Source organism: Micromonospora sp. NPDC049836, assembly GCF_044465125.1.
Lineage (GTDB): Bacteria > Actinomycetota > Actinomycetes > Mycobacteriales > Micromonosporaceae > Micromonospora.
The window spans coordinates 97,460-120,933 of record NZ_JBITLH010000010.1 but is presented as its reverse complement, the minus strand read 5'-3'; the positions used below and the strand labels follow the sequence as shown (position 1 = coordinate 120,933).

General features: G+C 74.8%; 19 protein-coding genes. 7 read left to right on the top strand and 12 right to left on the bottom strand.

Annotated features, from left to right (window positions below; genetic code table 11):
- Positions 1 to 204: 204 nt before the first annotated feature.
- The 5 genes from ACIBPB_RS25010 to pdhA form a co-directional block, all read right to left on the bottom strand.
- Positions 205 to 2,796: a hypothetical protein gene (locus ACIBPB_RS25010; protein WP_396841900.1), complete on the bottom strand. Its 2,592-nt coding sequence runs from the start codon at positions 2,794 to 2,796 to the stop codon at positions 205 to 207.
- 348 nt (positions 2,797 to 3,144) lie between these two features.
- The gene (locus ACIBPB_RS25005) at positions 3,145 to 3,282 is read right to left on the bottom strand and encodes a hypothetical protein (protein WP_013283356.1); all 138 of its coding nucleotides are present in this window, start codon (positions 3,280 to 3,282) and stop codon (positions 3,145 to 3,147) included.
- Between the two features lie 222 nt (positions 3,283 to 3,504).
- Positions 3,505 to 4,959 carry a dihydrolipoamide acetyltransferase family protein gene (locus tag ACIBPB_RS25000; RefSeq protein ID WP_396842008.1) on the bottom strand — a complete coding sequence of 485 codons (1,455 nt, stop codon included), beginning with the start codon at positions 4,957 to 4,959 and terminating at the stop codon, positions 3,505 to 3,507.
- 5 nt (positions 4,960 to 4,964) lie between these two features.
- Positions 4,965 to 5,954 carry an alpha-ketoacid dehydrogenase subunit beta gene (locus ACIBPB_RS24995; protein ID WP_396841899.1) on the bottom strand — a complete coding sequence of 330 codons (990 nt, stop codon included), beginning with the start codon at positions 5,952 to 5,954 and terminating at the stop codon, positions 4,965 to 4,967.
- Positions 5,954 to 7,132, bottom strand: a complete 1,179-nt coding sequence (pdhA, locus tag ACIBPB_RS24990; protein ID WP_396841898.1) for a pyruvate dehydrogenase (acetyl-transferring) E1 component subunit alpha — start codon at positions 7,130 to 7,132, stop codon at positions 5,954 to 5,956. Before pdhA ends, ACIBPB_RS24995 begins: the two co-directional genes overlap by 1 nt.
- 503 nt (positions 7,133 to 7,635) lie before the next feature.
- On the opposite strand from pdhA, the gene ACIBPB_RS24985 reads away from it, so the two are divergent.
- A complete protein-coding gene (locus ACIBPB_RS24985; protein WP_396841897.1) occupies positions 7,636 to 8,598 on the top strand; it encodes a hypothetical protein in 963 nt (320 codons plus the stop codon).
- A 36-nt stretch (positions 8,599 to 8,634) separates the two neighbouring features.
- On the opposite strand, the gene ACIBPB_RS24980 is transcribed toward ACIBPB_RS24985, so the two are convergent.
- From ACIBPB_RS24980 to ACIBPB_RS24970, 3 genes are read right to left on the bottom strand one after another with little or no spacing between them, the layout of a single operon-like run.
- Complete coding sequence (locus ACIBPB_RS24980) at positions 8,635 to 9,858, bottom strand: hypothetical protein (RefSeq protein WP_396841896.1); 1,224 nt, start codon at positions 9,856 to 9,858, stop codon at positions 8,635 to 8,637.
- 52 nt (positions 9,859 to 9,910) lie between these two features.
- On the bottom strand, positions 9,911 to 11,569 hold the full coding sequence (locus ACIBPB_RS24975) for a GTPase (protein ID WP_396842007.1): 1,659 nt from the start codon (positions 11,567 to 11,569) through the stop codon (positions 9,911 to 9,913).
- A gap of 55 nt (positions 11,570 to 11,624) precedes the next feature.
- A complete protein-coding gene (locus tag ACIBPB_RS24970) occupies positions 11,625 to 13,463 on the bottom strand; it encodes an ABC transporter (protein ID WP_357308439.1) in 1,839 nt (612 codons plus the stop codon).
- A gap of 208 nt (positions 13,464 to 13,671) precedes the next feature.
- On the opposite strand from ACIBPB_RS24970, the gene dnaK reads away from it, so the two are divergent.
- The 5 genes from dnaK to ACIBPB_RS24945 all read left to right on the top strand — a co-directional run bounded on the left by dnaK (position 13,672) and on the right by ACIBPB_RS24945 (position 18,606).
- Positions 13,672 to 15,534: a molecular chaperone DnaK gene (dnaK, locus tag ACIBPB_RS24965; protein WP_357308442.1), complete on the top strand. Its 1,863-nt coding sequence runs from the start codon at positions 13,672 to 13,674 to the stop codon at positions 15,532 to 15,534.
- 46 nt (positions 15,535 to 15,580) lie between these two features.
- Positions 15,581 to 16,336, top strand: coding sequence for a nucleotide exchange factor GrpE (gene grpE / locus ACIBPB_RS24960; protein ID WP_357308445.1), 756 nt, complete (start codon positions 15,581 to 15,583; stop codon positions 16,334 to 16,336).
- A 79-nt stretch (positions 16,337 to 16,415) separates the two neighbouring features.
- Positions 16,416 to 17,600, top strand: coding sequence for a molecular chaperone DnaJ (dnaJ, locus tag ACIBPB_RS24955; RefSeq protein ID WP_046571069.1), 1,185 nt, complete (start codon positions 16,416 to 16,418; stop codon positions 17,598 to 17,600).
- 32 nt (positions 17,601 to 17,632) lie between these two features.
- Positions 17,633 to 18,073 carry a heat shock protein transcriptional repressor HspR gene (locus ACIBPB_RS24950; RefSeq protein ID WP_396841895.1) on the top strand — a complete coding sequence of 147 codons (441 nt, stop codon included), beginning with the start codon at positions 17,633 to 17,635 and terminating at the stop codon, positions 18,071 to 18,073.
- Between the two features lie 323 nt (positions 18,074 to 18,396).
- Complete coding sequence (locus ACIBPB_RS24945; protein WP_396841894.1) at positions 18,397 to 18,606, top strand: hypothetical protein; 210 nt, start codon at positions 18,397 to 18,399, stop codon at positions 18,604 to 18,606.
- A gap of 137 nt (positions 18,607 to 18,743) precedes the next feature.
- Here ACIBPB_RS24945 and ACIBPB_RS24940 read toward each other — a convergent pair whose 3' ends face one another.
- From ACIBPB_RS24940 to ACIBPB_RS24930, 3 genes are all read right to left on the bottom strand, one after another.
- Complete coding sequence (locus ACIBPB_RS24940; RefSeq protein ID WP_357308454.1) at positions 18,744 to 19,172, bottom strand: hypothetical protein; 429 nt, start codon at positions 19,170 to 19,172, stop codon at positions 18,744 to 18,746.
- 168 nt (positions 19,173 to 19,340) lie between these two features.
- Positions 19,341 to 20,549, bottom strand: coding sequence for a cation:proton antiporter (locus ACIBPB_RS24935; protein ID WP_396841893.1), 1,209 nt, complete (start codon positions 20,547 to 20,549; stop codon positions 19,341 to 19,343).
- 7 nt (positions 20,550 to 20,556) lie between these two features.
- On the bottom strand, positions 20,557 to 21,057 hold the full coding sequence (locus tag ACIBPB_RS24930) for a cation:proton antiporter regulatory subunit (protein ID WP_357308460.1): 501 nt from the start codon (positions 21,055 to 21,057) through the stop codon (positions 20,557 to 20,559).
- 30 nt (positions 21,058 to 21,087) lie between these two features.
- On the opposite strand from ACIBPB_RS24930, the gene ACIBPB_RS24925 reads away from it, so the two are divergent.
- Positions 21,088 to 22,185 carry a hypothetical protein gene (locus ACIBPB_RS24925; RefSeq protein ID WP_396841892.1) on the top strand — a complete coding sequence of 366 codons (1,098 nt, stop codon included), beginning with the start codon at positions 21,088 to 21,090 and terminating at the stop codon, positions 22,183 to 22,185.
- A 166-nt stretch (positions 22,186 to 22,351) separates the two neighbouring features.
- On the opposite strand, the gene ACIBPB_RS24920 is transcribed toward ACIBPB_RS24925, so the two are convergent.
- On the bottom strand, positions 22,352 to 23,474 hold a 1,123-nt coding region (locus ACIBPB_RS24920), incomplete at its 5' end, for an epoxide hydrolase (RefSeq protein WP_396841891.1).

Below are 23,474 nucleotides of genomic sequence, written 5' to 3'. Positions count from 1 at the left end.
GCAGCCGACACCACCGACCCGCGCGGCGGCGGCCGGAAGAAGTCGGCGGCCTGGCCGGAAGAACGGCGGCGGGCCGGGCCGGAAGAACGGCGGCGGCCTGGGCCGGGAGATGGCGGTGGGCCGACCGGGAGAACGGCGGCGGGCCGGCCGGGAGAAGCGGGCGGGCGGGGTCACGGTCGGCCGTGGCCCCGCCCGCCGGAACTGCTACTTGGCGGCCGGCTTCAGGCAGAGCACCCGGTTCGTCCCGTCGCCGGGGAGCACCACGTGCGGCTGCGCCGGGTCGGCGCACTTCTCCTTGCTGTCCACCTTGGCGACCACCGAGAACGCGCCCGGCTCGGCGCACTGCGCGGCCGTCGCGCCGTTGCCCGACTGCTTGACGCAGGAGCCGACGGCCGGGTCGAACGGGGCCGGCTTGTCGTCCCCGCCGATCTTGCCGAGCAGGGTGAGCAGGCCGAGCGGGATGGCCAGGATGAGCACCGCCGCGATCAGCACGAGGGCGAGCACCCGGCCGTTGCGCACCTTCGGCACGGGCGCCTCGGTCTTCGGCTCCGCCTCCGGCTTGAACGAGTCGAACCGGCCCTGCTCGGGGTCGCTGGTCGGGCCCGGCTGCCAGGCCGGCGGGGCCTGCTGGGGCGGCGGCGGGAACGCGGGCGGGAAACCACCCTGACCCGGCGCGCCGGGCCCCTGACCGGGTACGGCCACGGAGGCGCGCCCGCCGGCCGGGCTGCCGTACTGCTCCGGCTGGCCGCCGGGCCCGCCGTACTGGCCCTGGTGGGCGAACGGGTCCTGCCCGGCCGGGCTGCCGTACGGCTCCCGCTGGCCGGCCGGCCCGCCGAACGGGTCGTTGGCGCGGTCACCCTCCTGCGGGTGCACCCCGTTGACCGGGCGGTTGTTGGCGGCCGGGTCCATGAAGGACGGCACGCCCGGCGGGAACGGCGGCGGACCGGCGGGCGACGACGGAGCCGGGGGCACCTCGGCGTAGCCGTTCGGCATCGCCGGGTGCTCCGGCTCCTCGGCGCGCGGCCCCGGCTCGTCGAAGCGGGCGGCCTCGCCCGGGTAGCCGCTCGGGGCGTCCTGGCCGGGCACCTCCTCCGGCTCCGGCGGGACCGGGCGGCCGTAGACCCGGGGCTGCGGGGCCGGCGTGGCGGCCGGGCGCAGGCTCTGGTCGGTGGGGGGCATCACCCGGCTGGCCAGCGGGACCGACGCGCTGGCGGAGACGTGGCCCGGTGCGCCGGACTCCGGGGAGGTCCGCGGCGCGGGCACCACCGGCCCGGCCGGCGACTGCGGCTTCTCGTGGGACGCCTCGCCCCAACTGCCGGCGCGCTCCGGCTCGTAGCCCTGCGGCTCCCGCTCGGCGGCCTCGGCGGCCGGGGAGTACTGCGCCGGCGGCAGGTAGTCGGCGGGCGGCGAGGCGGCCAGGGCGGCGCCCGGCACCCGCTGCTCCTGCGGCGGCAGCGGCACGGCGTTCGCCGGCGAGATGCCGGGGCCGGGGGCGGGCTGGTAGGCCGGCGCCTCGGCGCCCCGGTTGGGCTGCCAGTCGTTGGACGGCGACTCGGCCGGCTCGGCCTCGGCCGCGCGGCCCCACGCCTCGCTGGCCGCCCACGGCTCGGCGGCCGGGATGGCCGGCGGCTGGGGCGGGTTCCACTGTGCCGGCTCGTCCTGGTTGCCGGCCCAGGAGGGCGGCGAGTCGGGGGACGGTACCGACGCGCTGGCGCGGGCCGGTGCCTCCGGCGGGCTCCAGGGCGCGGCCTCCGGGCGTTCGGCGGGCGCCCAGCCGGGCTGCGCCGGCGCGTCCTGGTCCCGCTGCTGGGGGGCGGCCGCGGCGCCGGTCCAGGACGGGCGCTGCTCGTCCGAGGCGTCCCAGCCGGGCTGCGGCGGGTCGGGCTGCCCGGCGGCGCGGCCGGCGGCCCAGCCGCCGGAGCCGTCCGGATCGTCCTGGTGACCGCCGGGCGGGCCGGCCTGCCAGCCACCGGACTGGCTCGGGTCGCCCGGCGGCGTGGGCCGGGCGTTCTCGGTCGGGGCACCGGGGACGGGCACCTTGGCGGATGCCCGGGCGGGCGGCTCGGTCGGCGCCCACGCGGGCGCGGCCTGGTCCTGCTGTCCCCAGGCGGGCTGCTCGTGCTGCTGCTGGGCGGCGGTCCCCACCGGCCAGCCACCGGAGCGGTCCGGCTGCGGCTCGGACGCACCCGGCCAACCGCCGGCGCGGGCGGACTCGTCGTCCTGCTGGGGGGCGGGCCAGCCGCCGGAGCGGGACCCGTCGTCCTGCTGCTGGCCGGCGGGGACGTTCCAGGTCTCCTCGGGCGCGGTGGCCGGGGCGGGCACGTGCGCGGCGGCCCGGTTCGGGTCGGCGGACTGCGCCCAGGCCGGCTGCTCACCCTGGCCGGGCGCCGACGCGGCGCCCCAGGCGGGGGCGGCCGGTTCGGCCGGGGTGCCCCAGGAGGGCGGGCCCGGCTCGGCCGGGTTCGACGGTCCGGCGGTCCAGGCCGGCGGGTTCTGCTCGGGCGCGCCCCAGCCCGGCTGCCCGGCTCGGTCCCACTCGCCGGGCTCGGCGGGCGGCGGCACCTGGGCCGCCCCACGGTTGGGCGGCGTCCAGCCGGTGGCCGGCTCGTCCTGGGCGGCCCACGCGGGTGCGGACCCGCCGCCGGCCGGCGGGGGCGGGGCCCAGCCGAGGTCGGGAGCGCCGGGGTACCCGTTGTCCTGCTGGGCCGGGCGGTCGCCGTACGGCGCCGGTCCGCCGGCTCCCGGCGACACCTCGCCCGGCTCCTGGCCAGGGCGGTGCGGGGCCTCGGACGTCATGGGTGCGCCTCCTCCGTCACATGTCACCGGCGATGCCGATCGGGACCGTCGGCAGGGTCGCCGGCGTCGCCGGCGGGTACCGGCGGTCGGGCTCCCCGCACCGTATCCGGTGGCCGCCCGGAGGCGTCCGGGGGAGCACCAGCCGTCACTCACCGTGGCCGGACGCTGCCGATCGGTCTTCGGGTGTCGCATGTGGTCCGGTGGCGGGCGGGTGGCGACCGAGCCCCACCGTACCGGGCGGTGCGGCGAGGTGGAATCCCGGTGCCGATCGGGGGGCGGAACGCCGAAGACCCGCCCGGTCGCCCGGGCGGGTCTTCGAACTGGAGGAGGTGAGGAAAGTAGGTGGCGTCAGCTCATGTGACGCTGGGCGATGGCGAGAAGCTCTTCGCGGACCGCGGGCGAGTTGGCGGAACGCAGGGCGTGCTCGATGGCACGGGCCCGGCGGTTGGCGTCGCGGCGGGTGCGGATTCGCTCGATCATGCTCATCTTGGGTCTCTCCTCCTGGCTATTCGGTTGTCGGCCCCTTGATGTCTCTATTGAACCGCAGAACGGCGCGAACTTCCATCGATTATTAGGTGAGCTGAGCCACGTGCCTAAGGATCGTAGGTCATAAGGGGCGAGTAGCCGACGTTTCTTCCCCCAACGGCAACGGCCGGTGTGCCGGGCGTTCACCCGTGCACACCGGCCGTGGCCTGATGCGAAGCGCCGTCAGGTCCAGGCGAGCAGCGCCGCCTCCGGATCGGCCAGGAAGTCCCCGATGTCGCGGAGGAACTTCGAGCCGAGCTCACCGTCGATGATCCGGTGATCGAAGGAGAGGCCCAGCGTGGTGACCAGGCGCGGCTTCACCTTGCCCTTGTGCACCCAGGGCTGCTCCCGCACCGCGCCGAAGGCCAGGATCGCGGACTCGCCCGGCGGCAGGATCGGCGTACCGGTGTCCACGCCGAAGACGCCGACGTTGGTGATGGTCAGCGTGCCGCCCGACATGTCCGCCGGGGAGGTCTTCCCGGACTTCGCGGTCTGCACCAGATCGGTCATCGCGTCCGCCAGCTCGCGCAGCGAGAGCCGGCCGGCGTCCTTGATGTTCGGCACGATCAGGCCGCGCTCGGTGGCCGCCGCGATGCCCAGGTTGACGTACTCCTTGACCACGATCTCGTCGCCGGCCCAGGTCGAGTTGACCATCGGGTGGCGCTTGACCGCGAGCAGCACCGCCTTGGCGACCAGCAGCAGCGGCGAGACCCGCGCGTCGCGCCACTCGCGCCGGCCGCGGAGCCGGTCCAGGGCCTTCATGGCCCGGGTCACGTCGACGGTCAGGAACTCCGTGACGTGCGGGGCGGTGAACGCCGAGCGGGCCATGTTCTCCGCGGTGAGCTTGCGTACCCCCTTGACCGGGATCCGCTGCTCGCGGTCCGCGCCGAAGCTCGCGGCCGCCGTCGCCGGGGCGGTGGCGACCAGCGGCTCGGCCGCCGCCGGGGTCCCGCTCGCCGCCCGCTGTACGTCCTCCCGGGTGATCGAGCCGAGCGGACCCGAGCCGGTCAGCGTGGCCAGGTCGATGCCGAGATCCTTGGCCAGCTTGCGGACCGGCGGCTTGGCCAGCACCGGACCGGCGGCCCGGGCGGTGCCGTTCACCGCCGGCGCGGGGGCCGCCGGAGCGGCCGGCACCGGCGGGGCCGGCTGGGCCGGTGCTGCGGGCTGGCTCGGCAGCTCACCCTTGCGCGGCCGGCGCTTGGCCGGCGCGTTGCGCGGGCCGTAGCCGACCAGCACGGCGGTACGCCCGCCCGGCGCCACGCCGCCGATCAGGCCCGGCTCGACCATGCCCTCGGCGGGCGCGACCTGGACCGCGGCCAGCGACGCGGCCGACGGGGTGGGCAGGTCCGACGCCGGGGCGGCGGTCGTCGACTCCTCCACCGGCCCGGCGCCCGGGTCGGTGTCGATCGCGATGATCGGGGTGCCCACCTCGACGGTGGACCCCTCCGGGTGGAAGATCGACTGCACTCGGCCGGCCCACTTCGCCGGGATCTCGACCGCCGCCTTCGCCGTCTCCACCTCGACGATCGGCTGGTTCAGCTCGATGTCGTCGCCGACCTTGACCAGCCAGGCGAGGATCTCGCCCTCGGTCAACCCCTCACCGAGGTCGGGAAGGTTGAATTCCTTGATCCGGGACATGCCGCTCACCAGCCGAAGGTGCGGTCGACGGCGTCGAGCACCCGGTCGAGGTCGGGCAGGTACTCCTCCTCCACCCGGGCGGCCGGGTAGGGGGTGTCGAAGCCGGTCACCCGCAGCACCGGGGACTCCAGGGAGTAGAAGCACTCCTCGGTGATCCGGGCCGCGATCTCCGAGCCCAGGCCCAGGTTGCCCGGGGCCTCGTGGACGACCACGCAGCGGCCGGTGCGCCGCACCGACTCGTACGCGGCGGTCAGGTCCAGCGGGGAGAGCGTGCGCAGGTCGATGACCTCCAGCTCCCGGCCGTCCTCGGCGGCGGCGGTGGCCGCGTCCAGGGCGGTACGGACCATCGGGCCGTACGCCAGCACGGTCGCGTCGGCGCCCGGCCGGACGACCCGGGCGGCGTGCAGCGGGTACGCCTCGGCCAGCGGGGCCTCCAGCTCGACCGGACCCTTCTCCCAGTAGCGCCGCTTCGGCTCCAGGAAGACGATCGGGTCGTCGGAGGCGATGGCCTGCTGGATCATCAGGTACGCGTCCTGCGGGTTGGCGCAGCTCACCACCTTGAGTCCGGCGGTGTGCGCGAAGTACGCCTCGGGCGACTCGGAGTGGTGCTCGACCGCGCCGATGCCGCCGCCGTACGGGATCCGGATGACCATGGGGATCCGGACCTTGCCCTGCGAGCGGTAGTGCATCTTCGCCACCTGCGACACGATCTGGTCGTACGCCGGGTAGACGAAGCCGTCGAACTGGATCTCGCAGACCGGCCGGAAGCCGCGGATGGCCAGGCCGACCGCGGTGCCGATGATGCCGGACTCGGCGAGCGGGGTGTCGATCACCCGCTGGTCACCGAAGTCCTTCTGCAGGCCGTCGGTGATCCGGAAGACGCCGCCGAGCTTGCCGACGTCCTCGCCCATGATGACGACCTTCGGGTCGTTCTCCAGGGCCTTGCGCAGGCCGGCGTTGAGGGCCTTGCCGAGGGTGAGCGTCTCCGTGGCCATCAGTGCGCGCTCCCCTCGAACGACTCAAGGTACTTGGTGAACTGGGCCCGCTGCTCGTCGAGCTCCGGGGACCCGTTGGGGTAGACGTGGTCGAACATGGTCACCGGCTCCGGGTTGGGCATGGCGAGCACCCGCTCGCGCAGGTGCACCGACTCGGTCCGGGCCTGCTCGTCGACCTCGGTGAAGAACGACTCGTCGGCGATCTGCTGCTTGGTCAGGAACGCCTTCATCCGGGCGATCGGGTCCTTGGCCTGCCAGGCCTCGACCTCGCTGGCGATCCGGTACCGGGTCGGGTCGTCGGAGGTGGTGTGCGCGCCCATCCGGTAGGTGTAGGCCTCGATCAGGCTGGGGCCCTGGCCGTGCCGCGCGTTGTCCAGCGCGTGCCGGGTCACCGCGTACGACGCGAGCACGTCGTTGCCGTCCACCCGTACGCCGGGGAAGCCGAAGCCGCCGGCCCGCCGGTAGAGCGGGACGCGGGTCTGCCGCTCCAGCGGCTCGGAGATGGCGTACTGGTTGTTCTGGCAGAAGAAGACGAGGGGGGCGTTGAAGACGCTGGCCCAGACGAACGCCTCGTTGACGTCGCCCTGGCTGGTGGCGCCGTCGCCGAAGTAGGCGATCACGGCCTCGCCGTCGTCGCCACCGGTCTTGCCGTCCATGGCGACGCCCATGGCGTACCCGGTCGCGTGCAGGGTCTGCGCCCCGATCACGATCGTGTACATGTTGAACTTGAACTCGTTGGGGTCCCAACCGCCCTGGTCGACGCCGCGGAACAGGCCGAGCGGCATGATCGGGTCGATGCCCCGGCAGTAGAGGACGCCGTGCTCGCGGTAGGTCGGGAAGGCCATGTCCTGCGGGCGCAGCGCCCGGCCGGAGCCGACCTGGGCCGCCTCCTGACCCAGCAGGCTGGCCCAGAGGCCCAGCTCGCCCTGGCGCTGCAGCGCGGTGGCCTCGGCGTCGAGCTTGCGGACCAGCACGAGGTCGCGGTAGAGCCCGCGGTACTCCTCGTCGGTGAAGTCCACCCGGTACTCGGTCCCGTCCGGGCCGAGTGCGCTCTCGATCCGCTCGCCCTCCGGCGTCAGCAGCTGTACGAGTTCCGGCTCGCCCGCCACGGTGGCGCGCTTGGAACGGGGTGCGGCCCGCTTGCTGCGGGTGGCGGCCCCGGGGTCGCCCTTTGCCATCCGTCTCTCCCTGTCTGGTCTGCGCCGGCGCCGGGGGGTGACCCGTGCCGCGCACATCGTGCGCCCGATCCGGCGGGTGCCGGGTCGGTCCCTGGCGGCCGCGCCTAGCCCCGGTGAGGGTTGCCGCGCGGCGTGAGCCGGGGTCCGTTTCAGAACCCGGCCCGGGAGCGCCGGCGCCGTACCGCACCAGCCGCGGGGTGCGCGGAGGTGGCGGCTGCGTTGCCGTCGTGTCTGAATGATTGCAGAGGAGGTGAGCGGGCCCACAGTATGGCCTCCCCCGCCCGTGACGTTCGGTCTGGTTCACGACGGATAGGTACTTTGTCGGTTTGGACCGTCCAGTACCGACGGACAATTTGTGTGTCGACACGCGGTGGCGGCTGGTGAACTGAGCGTCACTGGTCCAAGCTGACTGGTGTCCCGCTGGGCGTTAAGCGGCGTTTGTCCGCTTCGCTGTGCCGTGCGTACGGCCGGGATCCCGCCGACGACGTACGAGGAGTGAGCCGGTGTCCGAACCAGCAGAGGGTCCGGGTATCCCACTTCTCGGCCGCCACCGCGCCGGCTCCCGGGCCGGCTACCGGCGGGTCGTCGGCAGCCACCGCGCGCCCGCCACCGGCGGCCCGACCCGCGGTTACCTCTTCACGGTCGCGCTGCTCGCCGGCACCGCGTCGATGCCGATCCTGGCCGCCTTCAGCACCGGCTCGGCCACCGTGGGCAACAGCGCCCTCCCCGACAGCGGCAGCCGGTTCATTCCGACCCCCTCGATCGGCCCGGTGGTGATCCCGCTGCCCGACGGCACCCAGCCGCCCCTCCCGTCGACGCCCGGCACCGGCGGGGCGACCAGCCTGCCGGGTCGGCCACCGCTGCTCCCGGCCGCCCCCGCCCTGCCCGTCGACAACGACCTCGGCTCGCAGCGCCGGTCGCTGCCCGGCGCGCCCGCCCGCCGGTCCGACCGGCCGACGCCGAGCAGTTCGCCGCGCCCGACCCCGGCCCCCACGCCGACCCCGTCGGCCACCGACCCGGCGACGCCGGAACCCACCCCGAGCCCGACCGCCGAGCCCACCGCCACCTTCTCCGAGCCGGTGCCGGACCCGTCGACCAGCAGCCCGTCCCCGGACCCCGCCGACACCGCCTCGCCGGGCGGCTCCCCCGCGCCGGACGACTCCCCGGCGCCCAGCAGCCCGCCGCCGCCCTCTCCCGGGCCGACCGCGAGTCCCACCGGCGACCCGGCACCGAGCCCCACGGCGTCGCCCCGCCCGCCCGCCGGCGCCGGGCCCGATCGTCGCCCCCGGCCCGCCGCGCCCCGGCCGGGCCCGCGCAGATCCGGTCCCCTGACGACCGCCCGCCCCACGCCCACGCCGGCGCCGCGGCTGCGCCCGGCGGTCCCGCCGGCGGCCCGGCCGGCCCCGGCGCCGCTACCCGCGGCGGTACCCGACGGCCCGGCCGCCCCGATCGCCACCCTCGGCTGAGGTGCGGGCCGGGGGTCCGTGAGAGACGGCGTCTGGTCAGGCCGGGTCGTCGGTGAGCCGGTGCCGGTTGGCCTCGATCCAGGCGTTCAGCGCGGCCGGGTCGTCCGGGTCCACGCCGTCCGCCATCAGCTGGGCGACCGCCGCGGTGGCCGGGCTGCGCCGCTCACCGGTGCTGTAGAGCCGGGCGAACTCGGGGATCATCTCCTCGATCGCCTCGTCCGTCCGGTGGGCCGCCGCCGCCGGCAGCCCGCGCAGGCGGGAGGCGTACGCCGCCCAGCCGCGCAGCACCCGGGGCAGCATGGCCGCGTCGTCCATGTCCAGCACGGCCCGCCGGTGCACCCAGTCGAGCAGGAACAGCTCGGCGACCATCGGGCTCCACCGGGTGGGGTCGGCGTCCGGGAAGCTCGCCGCGTGGTCCAGCAGCAGCCCCAGGCAGAAGTGCAGGGACGGCAGCTCCGCGTCGGCGACCGAGTCCAGGCCGAACCGGGCGGCCTCCGGCGAGCCGAGGAAGCCCCGGATCAGCCGGCTGCGCTCCTCGTCGGTCGGGGGCGGCTGGGTACCCGCGTCCGCCGCGACGGCCCGGCCCGGCAGCACGGCCAGCCGCGCGCCGACCAGCGCCCGGTCGGTGGCGAGCGAGCCCTGCGCCGGCAGCTCGCCGAGGCTGTCGGTGACCGTCAGGTAGCGGCCTACCTCGGCGCGCATCCGGGCCGGGTCCTCGGTGCGGAACCAGGTGAGCTCGTCCTCGGTGCAGATCTCCCGGGCCTGCTCGACGATCCGCCCGGCCGGACCGCCGACGAAGACGTCCTTGGTGATGCCGATGTTGTGGTCGACCAGGGCCACCAGGGCGTGCTCCGGCCCGCCCTCGGCATCGTCGTAGGCGAAGGTGGCCAGGTAGGAGGTCTGGTCGCCGTACACGTCCCCGTACGCCCAGGCGCCGGTGAGGTGCACCCGCCCGAGCTGCGCGGCCCAGGCCGGGGCGTACGCGCCGGGGCGGACCCGGGCGGTGCCCTCGGCCTCCGGCACCAGGGCGGCGAAGACGCTGCGGATGGTGGTCGCGGCGGCGCTGCGCCGGCGGGCGGTGACCGCGAGGAACCCGGTCACGAACTCCCGGACGGCGGCCTCCCGGTCGGTCTCCGCGACGGCGTAGACGCTGCCCAGCAGCGCGGCGCCGAGCATCTCGGCGTCGAGGGCGGAGTCGAGCCTCGTCACGTCGCGTGCGGCGTGCAGCACCGCCTCGTAGGGGGTCTGTGGCGTGGCCATGCACCGACCCTACGCCGCCCGGCCGGCCCGGGCGCCGCGCAGCACGCCGGGTTCAGCGGCGCGCCGCGTCGTGCAGCGCCTCCCGGGCCTGCCCGTAGCGGGCCAGCACCGCCCAGACCGGGTTGAGCACGTACCTCTCGCCGACGCTGCCCACCGAGGTCAGCAGCCGCCGCTCGGCCCGCTGCCGGGCCCGCCGGGCGGCCAGCCGGATCACCGGCCGGCTGAACGCCGCCACCAGCAGCCCGGCGAGCAGGCCACCGAGGAGCAGCACCGTCGGCCAGGGCACCGTGCCGAGCCGGGGGTAGTCCAGCGCGGGCAGGCCGAGCGCCCGCAGCGCGTAGCCGAGGACCAGCCAGCCCAGCCCGGCCACCGCGGCCAGGGTGACCAGCCACTGCAGGCCGCCGACCAGCCGCCACCAGAGCGGCCGCCCGGTCAGGCCCAGGTCGGTGGCGGCCACCGCGTGGTCCAGCGCGTCCGGCAGGTCGGCCAGCCGGGACCGGGCCGCCCCGGTCACCGTGGCCGGCCAGGGCGCCGGCAGGTCGGCGGCGGAGCGGTCGGCCACCGCCCGGATGGCCAGGTTGAGCGCCGAGCGCTGGGCGGCGGTCGGATCGGGTACGGAGGTCGCGGCGACCAGGCTCTCCGCCGGCGCGTCGGGTGCCCCGCCGGGCAGGTGCAGCCGGCGCAGCGGGTCCGGCCGGAGCCGGCGCCAGCCGCGCACCAGCGGCCAGCCGGTGCTGCCCGCCGCGCGGTGCCGGTACGCCGCCTCGACCGCCCCGGCCACCGTCGGCACCCCGGCCGCGCCGGCCAACGCCGTGGTGAGTTCCTGCGCCGAGGCGTCGCCCGGCCGGGTGCTCGGCGGCTCCGGCCCGACCAGCGGTGTCAGCCCTTCCACCACGGTGTCCACGTCGCCGGCCAGCCGGCGCAGGGCGGCCTGCCGCTCCGCGACCGTACGCTCCAGCTCGGCCCGGAGCCCGTCCAGGCCGGCCGGGTCCACCGCCACGGTGGGCAGCAGCGGCACGCCCTCCAGCCCGTCGGCGTCGAGCAGCCGGCGCAGGTCGCCGAGGACCCGGGGCAGCTCCGCCGGCGGCAGCCGGTCGACCTGGTTGAGCACCACCACGGTCACGTCCCGGTGCCGGTGGAACTCGCGCAGGTAGCTGGTGTGGATCACCCGGTCGGCGTACTTCTGCGGGTCGACCACCCAGACCACCAGGTCGACCAGGCCGAGCAGCCGGTCCACCTCCAGCCGGTGGGCCTGCTGCACCGAGTCGAAGTCGGGCAGGTCCAGCAGGACCAGGCCGTGCAGGCCGGACTCGTCGTCGCCGTCCAGCGGGCTCTCCCGGACGAACCGGTGCCGCGGCAGCACGCCGATCCAGTCGAGCAGCCGGGACGCGCCCTCCAGCGGCCCCCAGACGCAGGCGTGCGCCACCCCGGTGGTGGGCCGGCGCACCCCGACCGGGGACAGGTCCAGCCGGGCGAGCGCGTTGAACAAGCTCGACTTGCCGCTGCCGGTCGCCCCGGCCAGGGCGACCACGGTGTGGTGCCCGGAGAGGGCGAGCCGGGTACCGGCCCGCTCGACCACGGTGTGCGCGGCGACCAGCTGGCTGTCGGGCACCAGCCCGTCCGCCGCGGTGAGGAAGCGCTGGACCGCCTGGAGGCGCGCGATCAGGACGTCCGGGTCGATCCGCTGCTCGCCCCGGAACGCCTCCCGCATCCGGCCCACGATGTTGCTCACCGTCGCCCACCCTCCGCGCGCCGGTGGCCCGCGCTCACCGGTCGCCGCCCGGCTCGGGCGTGGGCAGGGCCGGACCGTCGGTGCGGGCCAGGCCGCTGCGGTGGCGGGCCCGCTCCACCTCGACCGCGGCCCGGCGCAGCGCGGCGCCGGAGTCGGCGGCCGGGCGGGCGGCACCGGTGCGGTCGAGGAACCGGTCGGCCTCCTCGCCGAGCAGCGTGGCGACCCGGTCGAGCAGGTCGCTCCGGGCCGTGTTGGCCAGGTTGCGGACCGCCTGGTCGCCGAAGATCGCCTGGAGGACCGCCTGCCCGGCGACCGCCGTGCCGGCGCCGGTGGCCAGCTCCAGCCCGGTCGGGATGAACGCGGTGGAGGCGAAGACCCCGATCATGACCGCCAGGCCGGTGGCGTTGACCGCGTACGCGGCGGTGCGGGCCACGAACCGGCGGTCACCGCCCTCCTCCCGGACCAGCTCCAGCACCCCGCGCTGCCAGTCGCGGACCAGCCGCTCGGCGCGTTCGGCGAAGTCGTCCGACGCGTGCGCGAGGCCGGGGTCGAGCAGCGCCGCCCCGGCCGGGTGCGCCTTCCACCCGGTGTACGCGTTCTCCGCCGCCTCGGCGGCCACCCCGCGCAGCAGCGTGACGAGCTGCGACTCGATGGCGGTCCGCAGCTCGGCGGCGGGGGCGGGGCGCCCGGTGACGGCGGCCACCACCCGGTCCCGCAGCCGGCCGATCCGGGCCTCCAGGGTGCGGAAGAACTCGCCGGTGCCGACGAACTCCTGCCAGCGGGCCAGCACCTCGCCGCGGAGCAGCCGCCCGTCCCGCAGGCCCTGGTCGACCGTCCGGTGGGCCGCCCGGTACGCCGCCCGCACCCGCTCGTCCAGCGCGTCCGCGGCGGCCACCTGCTCGTCGGCGGCGTCGGCCAGCGCCTCCACGGTGGGGTGCAGCGCGGCCAGCGCGCCGTCCAGGGTCTGCCGGACCACGGCCGCGCGGGCGTCGGCGTCGGCGGCGAGCCGGGCGAACCAGGCGCTCAGCGGGGCGGTGACCCGGTCCGGCAGCAGCCCCTGCCCGTCCACCCAGGTCTCCGGCAGGACGAAGAGCGGCGCGGCGCCCAGCTCCTGCTCGGCGAGCATCTCCGAGAGGTGGGCGGCGATCTCGTCGACGGCCTCCGGGGGCACCCGGTCGAGGACCATGGCGATCGCCGTGCCCCGCGCCCGGGCGCTGCGCAGCAGCTCCCAGGGGACGGCGTCGGCGTACCGGGCGGCGGTGGTGACGAAGAGCCAGAGGTCGGCGGCGGCGAGCAGTTGGCCGGCGAGCGCCCGGTTGGCGTCGACCACCGAGTCGATGTCGGGCGCGTCGAGGAAGGCCAGGCCGGCGGGGAGCGCGGGGGCGGTGACCAGGTGCAGGGTGCCGGGCTGGTCGCTCGGGTCGTTGGTGCGGGTCAGGCCGGGCAGCAGCTCGCCCTGCCGGAACCAGGCCGAGTCGGCCGGGTTGCAGACCAGCACCGGGGAGCGGGTGGTGGGGCGGAGCACCCCGGCGGCGCTGACCCGCGCCTGGACGAGGCTGTTGACCAGCGTCGACTTGCCGGCGCCGGTGGAGCCGCCGACCACCACGAGCAGCGGGGCGTCGAGCCGGGCGAGCCGGGGCAGCAGGTAGTCGTCGAGCTGGTCGGTGAGGGCCGCGGTGGTCCGGCGAGCCGGCTCGGCCGAGGGCAGGGCCAGCGGGAACCGGGCGGCCACGATCGCGGCCCGTAGGCCGGTGAGCGTGGCAGGGAGACCGTCCGCGCTGCTGGCGGGCGGATCCTCCCCGGCCTCGGGGCCGGTCCGGGCTGCGACGGCGGGCGCGCCGGAACGGGTGGCGGAATCGCCATGCGTCGTCACCGCTAAAGCGTGCCCGACCGACGCAAGGTAAGACAACCGGACGGTAATAACGGTCAGGTTGCGTCGGGTCGACTCAACCCCGACTTGCGGTTTGCCGAGGGCGTGGCACTATTGAGTCAAGTTCACTCAACTTGTGGTGCGGTCGCTGCGGGCGACCCGCCGGGCAGGCCCGTTGACCTGCCCACCTTCTCGAAGCGAGGAAGCGAACATGGCACGTGCGGTCGGCATCGACCTCGGCACGACGAACTCCTGCGTCAGCGTTCTCGAGGGCGGTGAGCCCACCGTCATCGCCAACGCTGAGGGCTCGCGTACGACCCCCTCGATCGTCGCGTTCGCCCGCAACGGCGAGGTGCTCGTCGGTGAGGTCGCCAAGCGCCAGGCGGTGACCAACCCGGACCGGACCATCCGCTCGGTCAAGCGGGAGATCGGCACCAACTGGACCGTCGACATCGACGGCAAGAAGTACACCCCGCAGGAGATCTCGGCCCGCACGCTGATGAAGCTCAAGCGGGACGCCGAGGCGTACCTGGGTGAGCAGATCACCGACGCGGTGATCACCGTGCCGGCGTACTTCAACGACGGGCAGCGCCAGGCCACCAAGGAGGCCGGTGAGATCGCCGGCTTCAACGTGCTGCGGATCGTCAACGAGCCGACCGCGGCCGCCCTGGCGTACGGGCTCGACAAGGGCTCCAAGGAGCAGACCGTCCTGGTCTTCGACCTCGGTGGCGGCACCTTCGACGTGTCGCTGCTCGAGCTGGCCGAGGGCGTCATCGAGGTCAAGTCCACCAGCGGTGACAACCACCTCGGCGGTGACGACTGGGACCAGCGGATCATCGACCACCTGGTGAAGACCTTCCGCGGCGAGCACGGCATCGACCTGTCCCAGGACAAGATGGCCATGCAGCGGCTCAAGGAGGCGGCCGAGAAGGCCAAGATCGAGCTGTCCGCCGCCACCACCAGCAACATCAACCTGCCGTACATCACCGCCGGCTCGGCCGGCCCGCTGCACCTCGACGTGACGCTGAGCCGCGCCGAGTTCCAGCGCATGACGCAGGACCTGCTGGACCGCTGCAAGGGCCCGTTCGAGCAGGCCGTGAAGGACGCCGGGATCAAGATCTCCGACGTGGACCACGTCATCCTGGTCGGCGGCTCCACCCGGATGCCGGCCGTGACCGACCTGGTCAAGCAGCTCACGGGCCGCGACCCGAACAAGGGCGTCAACCCGGACGAGGTCGTCGCCGTCGGCGCCGCCCTGCAGGCCGGTGTGCTCAAGGGTGAGGTCAAGGACGTCCTGCTGCTCGACGTGACCCCGCTGAGCCTGGGCATCGAGACCAAGGGCGGCATCTTCACCAAGCTCATCGAGCGCAACACCACCATCCCGACCAAGCGCTCCGAGGTCTTCACCACGGCGGACGACAACCAGCCGTCGGTGCTGATCCAGGTGTTCCAGGGCGAGCGGGAGATCGCGGCCTACAACAAGAAGCTCGGCACCTTCGAGCTGACCGGCCTCCCGCCGGCGCCGCGCGGCGTGCCGCAGATCGAGGTCACCTTCGACATCGACGCCAACGGCATCGTCAACGTGCACGCCAAGGACCTGGGCACCGGCAAGGAGCAGAAGATGACGATCACCGGCGGCTCCTCGCTGCCGAAGGACGACATCGAGCGGATGCGCCGGGACGCCGAGGAGCACGCCGACGAGGACAAGCGGCGCCGCGACGAGGCCGAGACCCGCAACGTGGCCGAGGCGCTCCAGTGGCAGACCGAGAAGTTCCTCGCCGAGAGCGGCGACAAGCTGCCCAGCGAAAACCGGGACCAGCTCAACGAGGCCCTCGGCGAGCTGCGCAGCGCGCTCGGCGGCCAGGACATCGACAAGATCAAGGCCGCGCACGAGAAGCTGGCCCAGGTCTCCCAGCAGGCCGGCTCGCTGCTCTACTCCGCCCAGCAGGGCGAGCAGGGTGAGCAGGCCGGTCCGGGGGCGGCCGGTCCGGGCGCGGGTGCGCCCGGTGGCCCGCAGGCCGGCGGCGGCGACGACGTGGTCGACGCGGAGATCGTGGACGAGGACAAGAAGTGACCTTCGGTCCCGGACATGTTCTCCCGGCAGAGGATGAGGTAACCGCATGACGGAGAAGCCACGAGCCGCCGACCCGGGCTCGACCGGGTCGACGCCGGGTGGCTCCGCGAGCGCCGGGCAGGATGCCGGCGAGCAGCCGCGGGTGGTCATCCGTGACAAGCGCAAGATCGGCAAGACCACCGAGCAGCCGGCCTCGGACGCCGCGGCGGCGGACGCCGCGGCGGACGCGCCGGCCGAAGGGCTGGTCGAGGAGGCCGAGGTCGTGGTCGACGAGATCGAGGCCGAGGCCCCGGTCTCCGGGCCGCCGGTGGTCGACGCCCCGGCCCAGCCGAACGAGGAGGAGGCCGCCGCGGCGGCCGGCACCGCCGACGCCGAGCTGGAGTCGGTCCGCGCCGAGCTGACGGAGCGGACCCGGGACCTGCAGCGGGTGTCGGCGGAGTACGCCAACTACCGCAAGCGGGTCGACCGGGACCGCAACCTGGTGCAGGAGCAGGCGACCGGCAGCGTGCTCACCGCGCTGCTGCCGATCCTCGACGACCTGGACCGGGCCCGGGAACACGGTGACCTGGTCGGACCGTTCGGCTCGGTGGCGGAGCAGCTCACCGCCGCGCTGGGCAAGTTCGGCCTGACCGCGTTCGGCGAGCAGGGTGACCCGTTCGACCCGACCCGGCACGAGGCGGTGGCCCACCAGACCTCCGCCGACGTGACCGAACCGACCTGCGTGCAGGTCATGCGCCGGGGTTACCAGCTCGGCGAACGGCTGCTGCGGCCCGCCATGGTCGCGGTCGCCGACCCGGAGTAGTGCCGACCCGTGACGTCCCGCCCGCCCACTCCGGGCGGGCGGGACGACCGGGATACGTCCCGTGGAAGGGGGTGGACCGGTGAGTTCCAAGGACTGGATCGAGAAGGACTACTACGCCGCGCTGGGCGTGGAGAAATCCGCCTCCCCGGACGAGATCAAGAAGTCGTACCGGAAGCTGGCCCGGGAGTCGCACCCGGACCACAACCCCGGTGACCCGAAGGCCGAGGAGCGGTTCAAGGCCGTCTCCGAGGCGTACGCGGTGCTCGGCGACGAGAAGAAGCGCCGCGAGTACGACGAGATGCGCTCGCTCTTCGGCTCGGGCGCGTTCCGTCGCAACGCCCGCGGCGGCGGCCAGCCCGGCGGCATGCCGTTCGACGTCTCCGACCTGTTCGGCGGGGGCGCGGGCGGCGGCGAGGCGCGGTTCGGCGGCGGCGGCCTGGGCGACCTGTTCAGCTCGATCTTCACCGGCGGCGGCGCCGGTGGTGCGGCCCGCCCGCGCGGCCCGGCCCGGGGTCGGGACGTGGAGACCGAGGTGGCGCTGGACTTCTCCGACGCCGTTCGCGGCGTCACCCTTCCGCTCACCCTGCGCGCGCCCGGCGTCTGCGAGACCTGCCACGGCAACGGGGCGAAGCCCGGCACCCAGCCGGTCGCCTGCCCGGTCTGCCACGGGGCCGGGGTGACCACCCGCAACCAGGGGTCGTTCAGCTTCTCCGAGCCGTGCCGCAACTGCCAGGGCGTGGGCACCATCGTCGAGGAGAAGTGCCCGGAGTGCCACGGCACGGGCGGGGTGACCAAGACCCGCACCCTGAACGTCCGCTTTCCGGCCGGGGTCTCCGACGGCCAGCGCATCCGGCTGGCCGGCCGGGGCGAGCCCGGCGAGCGCGGCGGACCGGCCGGTGACCTGTTCGTCCAGGTGAAGGTCCGCCCGGACGAGCTGTTCGGGCGTACCGGGGACGACCTGACCCTGACCGTGCCGATCACGTTCGCGGAGGCGGTGCTCGGCACCGACCTGCGGGTGCCGACCCTGGACGGCACGGTGACCCTGCGGGTGCCGCCGGGTACGCCCAGCGGCCGGGTGCTGCGCGCCCGGGGCAAGGGAGTCGTACGCAGGGACGGCCGCGCCGGTGACCTGCTGGTCACGCTCGACGTGGTGGTGCCGGCGAAGGTGTCGGACGAGGCGCGAGCGGCGCTGGAGGCGTTCGCCGAACAGACCCCGCCCGCCGCCCGGGAACATCTCGACGCGCGGGTGCGTCGAGTCAGTTGACGCGGTGATTCAGGCAGCGGAGGTGAGCGGGGATGTCGGAGGAGTTCGTCGGCTCGGGTGACCCTGCCTACGAGGCCAAGGTTCTGATGATCTCGGTCGCGGCGCGGATGGCGGGCATGCACCCGCAGACCCTGCGCCAGTACGACCGGCTGGGCCTGGTTCAGGCCGGCCGGGCGGCCGGCGGTGGCCGCCGGTACAGCGTCCGGGACGTGGTGCTGCTGCGGGAGGTGCAGCGGCTCAGCCAGGACGACGGGATCAACCTGGCCGGGGTCAAGCGGATCATCGGGCTGGAGCGGCTGCTCGAGCAGGCCCAGCAGCGGGTGGCCCGGCTGGAGGCGGAGCTGGATGCCGCGTACCGCCGGATCGCCGAGCTGGAGTCGCTGGGCGGCTTCGCGCGCGGCGACCTGGTCCCCACCAACCGCACCTCCACCGCGCTCGTGGTCTGGCGCCCCCGCCGCAACCCCGACCGCTGACCCACTCGTACGCCAAGGCCGGCGCGCCCACCGGGGCCGCGCCGGCCTTCCCGTGCCCACCCCCGTCCCCGTTCCCCGGCGCGGTGCTCGCTCCCCGGGCTTCCCGCGTGGTGCTTCCACCCGTCCACGCCCGCTTCCCGCGCAATCCCGGGCATGGGTGGAACGCGATGGAGGTGTCCGGCGCGGTTTGACCTCCATGGCGTTCCACCCGCGCCGCGGCGGGAGGGTTCGGGGGAAAAGCGGGGTCCCGAGGTGGTGGGGTTCGGTAGCCTGTGAATGCGGCCAACCAACTCAATTCGGACTCCGAACTGGCAGGGGGAGCCATGGCGGAATCGGCGAAGAAGGTGGCGGAGCAGGCGGAGGAGCGGCTGGAGCAGGTGGCCGAGAAGGTCCGGGAGCGATTCGACCGGATCTCGGCGGGCGGCTTCACCGAGAAGATCAGAGAGGGCCGCTTCGCGGACCAGGTGGACCACGGCGTCGACCGGGCCAGAGCGGACGAGCGGCGCAAGAAGCAGGGCGGATCGGCAAGCTGACGATCCGTCGACGTGCGGGCCGGGACCCACGGGGGGTCCCGGCCCGTTCGTCGTCCCAGCGCAGCACGCGTGAGATCACCACAACGGAGCCGGTGCGGGCACGGCGGGGCCACACCCCCACCGAGGAACGGACAGCCTCAGAGCCGGCGGTTCTCCCGGACCAGACCGCCCTCGCACCAGTCCCGGTAGACGAAGAGATCCGGTCGGGCGAGCAGCACCCGGCTGTTGTGCGCCCAGTTGCGCATCAGCTCGTCACCGACCCGCTCGGCCTGCTCGACCAGCTTGCGGAAGCGGCGCTTCGGGTGGGCCCGGAAATTGGTCCGGATGCCGTCGGCCGCATAGATGTAGAGGCAGTGCAGGGCGAACCGGCGGGCCGGGCAGGCCGGGTCCATGGCCAGTTCGAAGAGCGTCCCGACCAGGTGGTCACCGGCGACCAGCAGGTCCCAGTCCTGCGGCATGGAGGTCAGCGGCACCGAGTCGGGCTGGTACGCCCACGACCGCAACTCGGCCGGCGACGGGTCGACGGGGTTGGCGAAGCCGCGGAACGTCTCTTCCTGCACGTTCACCGGCCGACCTTCCGCTTGCGCTGGCGGGGGCACCGGCCACCCGCGGACTGGCTGCTGGGGCGACACGTTAACCCGGTTGCCCCGGACAGCGGTAGACCTTCCCGGAACCAATTCGGCAACCGTTGGCCGGACCGGGTCCACCGTATGGTCGACCCGGCCCGGTCGGGGTCATTTGACCGCTTCCACCGGCAGGCGGGTCCGCGGGGCGCTGCGCCGACGCAGCCAGCGCTTGAACCACGGCATGTCGGGCAGTCGGGCCAGCACCGGGCCGGTCACCACGGTGATCAGCACGTACGCGGTGGCGAGGGCGGCCAGCTTCGGCTCGACCGGGTACGCGGCGGAGACCGCGAGCCCGGCGATGACGATCGAGAACTCGCCGCGCGGGGTCAGCGCGAAGCCGGCCCGCCAGCGACCGGGCTCGGCGATCCCGGCCCGTCGGGCGGCCAGCCAGCCGGTGGCCAGCTTGGTCGCCATGGTCACCACGGCCAGCAGCAGTGCCGGGAGCAGCACCGGCGGCATGTCCCGCGGGTCGGTGACCAGCCCGAAGAACACGAAGAAGACCGCCGCGAAGAGGTCCCGCAGCGGGGAGAGCAGTTCGGTGGCGTGGTGCGCCACCGGCCCGGAGAGGGCGATGCCGACCAGGAACGCGCCGACCGCCGCGGAGACCTGGAGCTTGGCCGCGACGCCGGCGATCAGCAGGGTCAGGCCGAGCACCCCGAGCAGCAGCGCCTCGGGGTCCTTCGCGGAGAGGGCCGCGGAGATCAGGTGGCCGTACCGGATGGCGACGGCCAGCACGGCCACCACGGTGAGCACCGCGACGGCGAGGGCGAAGCCGCCCTTGATCAGGCCGATGCCGGCGAGCAGGGCGGTGACCAGCGGCAGGTAGAGGGCCATCGCCAGGTCCTCGATCACGAGGACGGAGAGGATCACCGGGGTCTCCCGGTTACCGACCCGGCCGAGGTCACCGAGCACCTTGGCGATCACCCCGGACGAGGAGACCCAGGTGACGCCGGCGAGCACCACCGCGGCCACCCAGCCCCAGCCGAGCAGCAGCGCGAACGCGAAGCCGGGCAGTGCGTTGAGCACCGCGTCGATCACGCCGGCCGGGGCGGCCGAGCGGAGGTTGCCCACCAGCTCGTTCGCGCTGTATTCCAGGCCGAGCATGACGAGCAGCAGGATGACGCCGATCTCCGCGCCGACGGCGAAGAACTCTTCGCTGGCGTTGAGCGGCAGCAGGCCGCCGTGGCCGAAGGCCAGGCCGGCGAGCAGGTACAGGGGAATGGGCGAGACACCGAACCGGCGGCTCAGCCGGCCGAGCAGGCCGAGCAGGAGCAGCAGTGCGCCGACCTCGACGAGCAGAGTTGTGGTTTCGTGCATCCGCGCCTCAGCCGTCCGGATCCGCTTCGGCGAGGATCGCCGTCACGCCGTCGAGCCCTTGGCGGGTGCCGACCACGACCACCACGTCCCCGGCCGCGAAGCGGAAGGTGGGGTCCGGGGAGACGATCACCTCGCCCTGCCGCAGCACGGCCACGATGGACGCGCTGGTGCGGGTCCGGGCCCGGGTGTCGCCGAGCGGACGGCCCACGTAGCGGCTGCCGGCCGGGATGACGACCTGCTCGGTGAGCAGCCCGGCGGCCTGCTCGCGCAGCCCGGCGAGCTGGCCGAGCATCAGCGACGCGCCGAGGATGTCGGCCAGCGCCTCGGCCTCGTCATCGGTGAGCGGTATGTCCGCCTGGCAGGCGTCCGGATCGTCGGGGTCGTAGAGGACCAGGTCCCGCCGGCCGTTGCGGTGGGAAACCACGCCAAGACGGCGGCCGGACTCCGTCACCAGATCGTGACGTACGCCGATCCCCGGTAGGGCAGTCTGTTCGACACGTACTCGCACCCGGGTGAGGCTACCTGTGCTGGAGGCGTGATGGACCGACGACCGGGTCACATGCTGATCATCCTGTTGTTCCTGCCCGCCCTGGCGGCGTGCTCGATCGGGGACGTGCGCCGGCCGCCGCCGGACCGGGCGTCCACGTCGTCCCGGCCGGTCGCCAGCGCGCCGCCGGTGGCGGACGTCGACGAGGTACGCCACGTCGGGGTCGCCGTCGCCGCGCGGTACGACCGGCCGCGCGTCGAGTTCGTCGACGCCGAGCGGGCGTACGCCCTCTTCGCCACCTGCGACGGCCGGCCACCCGGGCGGGACTGCCCGGCGCTGCTCTTCGCCACCGGGGACGGCGGCCGGTCCTGGCGGGCGCTGCCGCACCCCCGCCCGATGGCCGAGAACCAGCAGCTCTACGCCCCGAACGGGCTCCTGGTCCTGGGCGCCGAGCCGTTCGGCTGGTACGCCTCGACCGACGGTGGCGCCACCTTCACCCATTACCCGGGGGTGTCGCCGCCGCCCGGCCTGACCGGGCCGGAGGGCCGCTTCCAGGTGACCGACGAGGGTGGCGGGCGGGTGGCCCGGTGGAACGGTCGGCGCCTGCGCCCGCTGGCCACCCAGCCCGGCCTGCCCCGGGTGCAGGACGTGACCGAGGCCGGTGACCTGCTGGTGGCGGCCGGTGCCGACGAGGGCGGCCGGCCGTACGCGGCGGTCTCGACCGACCAGGGCCGGAGCTGGCAGCGGACGGCGGTGCCCGCGTCGGAGGACCCGGTCGGTGTGCTCCGCCCGGTGCGCGCGCCGGACGGCGAGCCCTGGCTGGTCGGCGAGCGGCCGGACCGGATCAGCTTCCCGGCGCTCTGGCAGTGGCGGGGAGTGTGGCAGCCGGTACCGGCCGAGGGGCACCCACGCCTGGTCCTCTCGGTGGCGCCGGTCGGCGCCGGGCGGGTGGGGGTGACCGGCCCGGACGGCGTGGGCCTCGTGGTCGACGGCCGGTACAAGCGGGTCGACTGGCCGGTCCGGCCCGAGCAGAGCCTGAGCCTGTTGCGGGACGGGACGTTGCTGGCGCGTGGGCGGGACGAGATCGTGCTGAACGTCGGTCCGGTCGGCAACCGGCGCTGGATCAGGCTGCTGCTGGCCACCGACTGACGATTCCTCCCCGGCCGGCGCGACGTGGCGTGCCCGCCGGCCCGACCGGTGGCGGCCGTCCCGGCGGAGGAGCGGCGTGGTCGGCGGCGGCCGTCCCCCACGGGGACCGGCGTGGTCGGTGGCGGCGTCTCCGCCGGGGCCGGACTGCGCCGGCCCCGGCGCGGGCTCAGCGGAGCCCGGCGAAGAACTGCCGGAGATCGCCGACCAGCACGTCGGTCGCCTCGTGCGCGGCGTAGTGCCCGGCGACGTCCCCGCGCCGCTCGGGGCCGGCGTCGAAGCTGTGCCAGCTGACGATGTTGGCGTGGTCCCGGTCGGCGAAGCGGCGGATCGACTGGAAGTCGCCGGGGAACATGGCCAGCCCGGTGGGTGCCGTGGTCGGGCCGGTCGGCTGCTCGGTGGCGTGCGCGTCCTCCCAGTAGAACCGCATCGACGAGCCGGCCGTGCCGGTGAACCAGTAGATGGCGATGTTGGCCAGGACGAAGTCCGGGTCGAGGCTTTCGTCGAAGAGCTGGCCGTTCCAGGCGAGCAGGCCGACGGGCGAGTCGGCCAGCGCGAACGCGAGGGTCTGCGGCTGCTGGCTCTGCACCTGGTTGAAGGAGAACTTGTTCTCGTAGAACCACTGGAGGTGCTGCAACGCGGCCTGGTCCGCCTCGGAAAGCCCCTGGAACTCGGCCGGATCGCCGGACGGGAACGAGAAGAGTTGGGTGACGTGCACGCCGAGCACGTGCTCGGCGTCGACGCGGCCCAGTTCGGGGGAGATCATCGAGCCGGCGTCGTTGCCGACGGCGCCGTAGCGGTCGTACCCGAGGCGGGCCATCAGCGTCGCCCAGGCGCGGGCGGTGCGGTAGCGGTTCCAGCCGGCGCTGCGGGTCGGGCCGGAGAAGCCGAAGCCGGGCAGCGACGGGATCACCAGGTGGAAGGCGGGCGCGGCCGGGTCGGCCGGCGCGGTGAGCGGGGTGATCACGTCCAGGTATTCGACCACCGAGCCGGGCCAGCCGTGGGTGAGCACCAGCGGGGTGGCGTCCGGCCGGGACGACCGGACGTGCAGGAAGTGGATCTCCTCGCCGTCGATCTCGGTGATGAACTGCGGGTGGGCGTTCAGCCGCGCCTCGACCGCCCGCCAGTCAAAGGTCTCCAACCAGTACGTCGCCAGCTCGCGGACCCGGTCGGGCGGCGCCCCCGAGGCGGCGCCGCCGCCCCGCCGCGCGCCCGGCCCGGTGGTCCGCCGCCGCCGGGCGGCGCGAGATCGGCAGAGCGGGGTGGGGGGGAAGAGTGTTTGGTCGTGTGTA

Excerpts from the sequence above, each read along its gene's own strand:
- ACIBPB_RS25010 (WP_396841900.1), bottom strand. The coding sequence starts at position 2,796 with ATGACGTCCGAGGCCCCGCACCGCCCTGGCCAGGAGCCGGGCGAGGTG.
- ACIBPB_RS25005 (WP_013283356.1), bottom strand. The coding sequence starts at position 3,282 with ATGAGCATGATCGAGCGAATCCGCACCCGCCGCGACGCCAACCGCCGG.
- ACIBPB_RS25000 (WP_396842008.1), bottom strand. The coding sequence starts at position 4,959 with ATGTCCCGGATCAAGGAATTCAACCTTCCCGACCTCGGTGAGGGGTTG.
- ACIBPB_RS24995 (WP_396841899.1), bottom strand. The coding sequence starts at position 5,954 with ATGGCCACGGAGACGCTCACCCTCGGCAAGGCCCTCAACGCCGGCCTG.
- pdhA (WP_396841898.1), bottom strand. The coding sequence starts at position 7,132 with ATGGCAAAGGGCGACCCCGGGGCCGCCACCCGCAGCAAGCGGGCCGCA.
- ACIBPB_RS24980 (WP_396841896.1), bottom strand. The coding sequence starts at position 9,858 with ATGGCCACGCCACAGACCCCCTACGAGGCGGTGCTGCACGCCGCACGC.
- ACIBPB_RS24975 (WP_396842007.1), bottom strand. The coding sequence starts at position 11,569 with ATGCGGGAGGCGTTCCGGGGCGAGCAGCGGATCGACCCGGACGTCCTG.
- dnaK (WP_357308442.1), top strand. The coding sequence starts at position 13,672 with ATGGCACGTGCGGTCGGCATCGACCTCGGCACGACGAACTCCTGCGTC.
- grpE (WP_357308445.1), top strand. The coding sequence starts at position 15,581 with ATGACGGAGAAGCCACGAGCCGCCGACCCGGGCTCGACCGGGTCGACG.
- ACIBPB_RS24950 (WP_396841895.1), top strand. The coding sequence starts at position 17,633 with ATGTCGGAGGAGTTCGTCGGCTCGGGTGACCCTGCCTACGAGGCCAAG.
- ACIBPB_RS24945 (WP_396841894.1), top strand. The coding sequence starts at position 18,397 with ATGGCGGAATCGGCGAAGAAGGTGGCGGAGCAGGCGGAGGAGCGGCTG.
- ACIBPB_RS24935 (WP_396841893.1), bottom strand. The coding sequence starts at position 20,549 with ATGCACGAAACCACAACTCTGCTCGTCGAGGTCGGCGCACTGCTGCTC.
- ACIBPB_RS24925 (WP_396841892.1), top strand. The coding sequence starts at position 21,088 with ATGGACCGACGACCGGGTCACATGCTGATCATCCTGTTGTTCCTGCCC.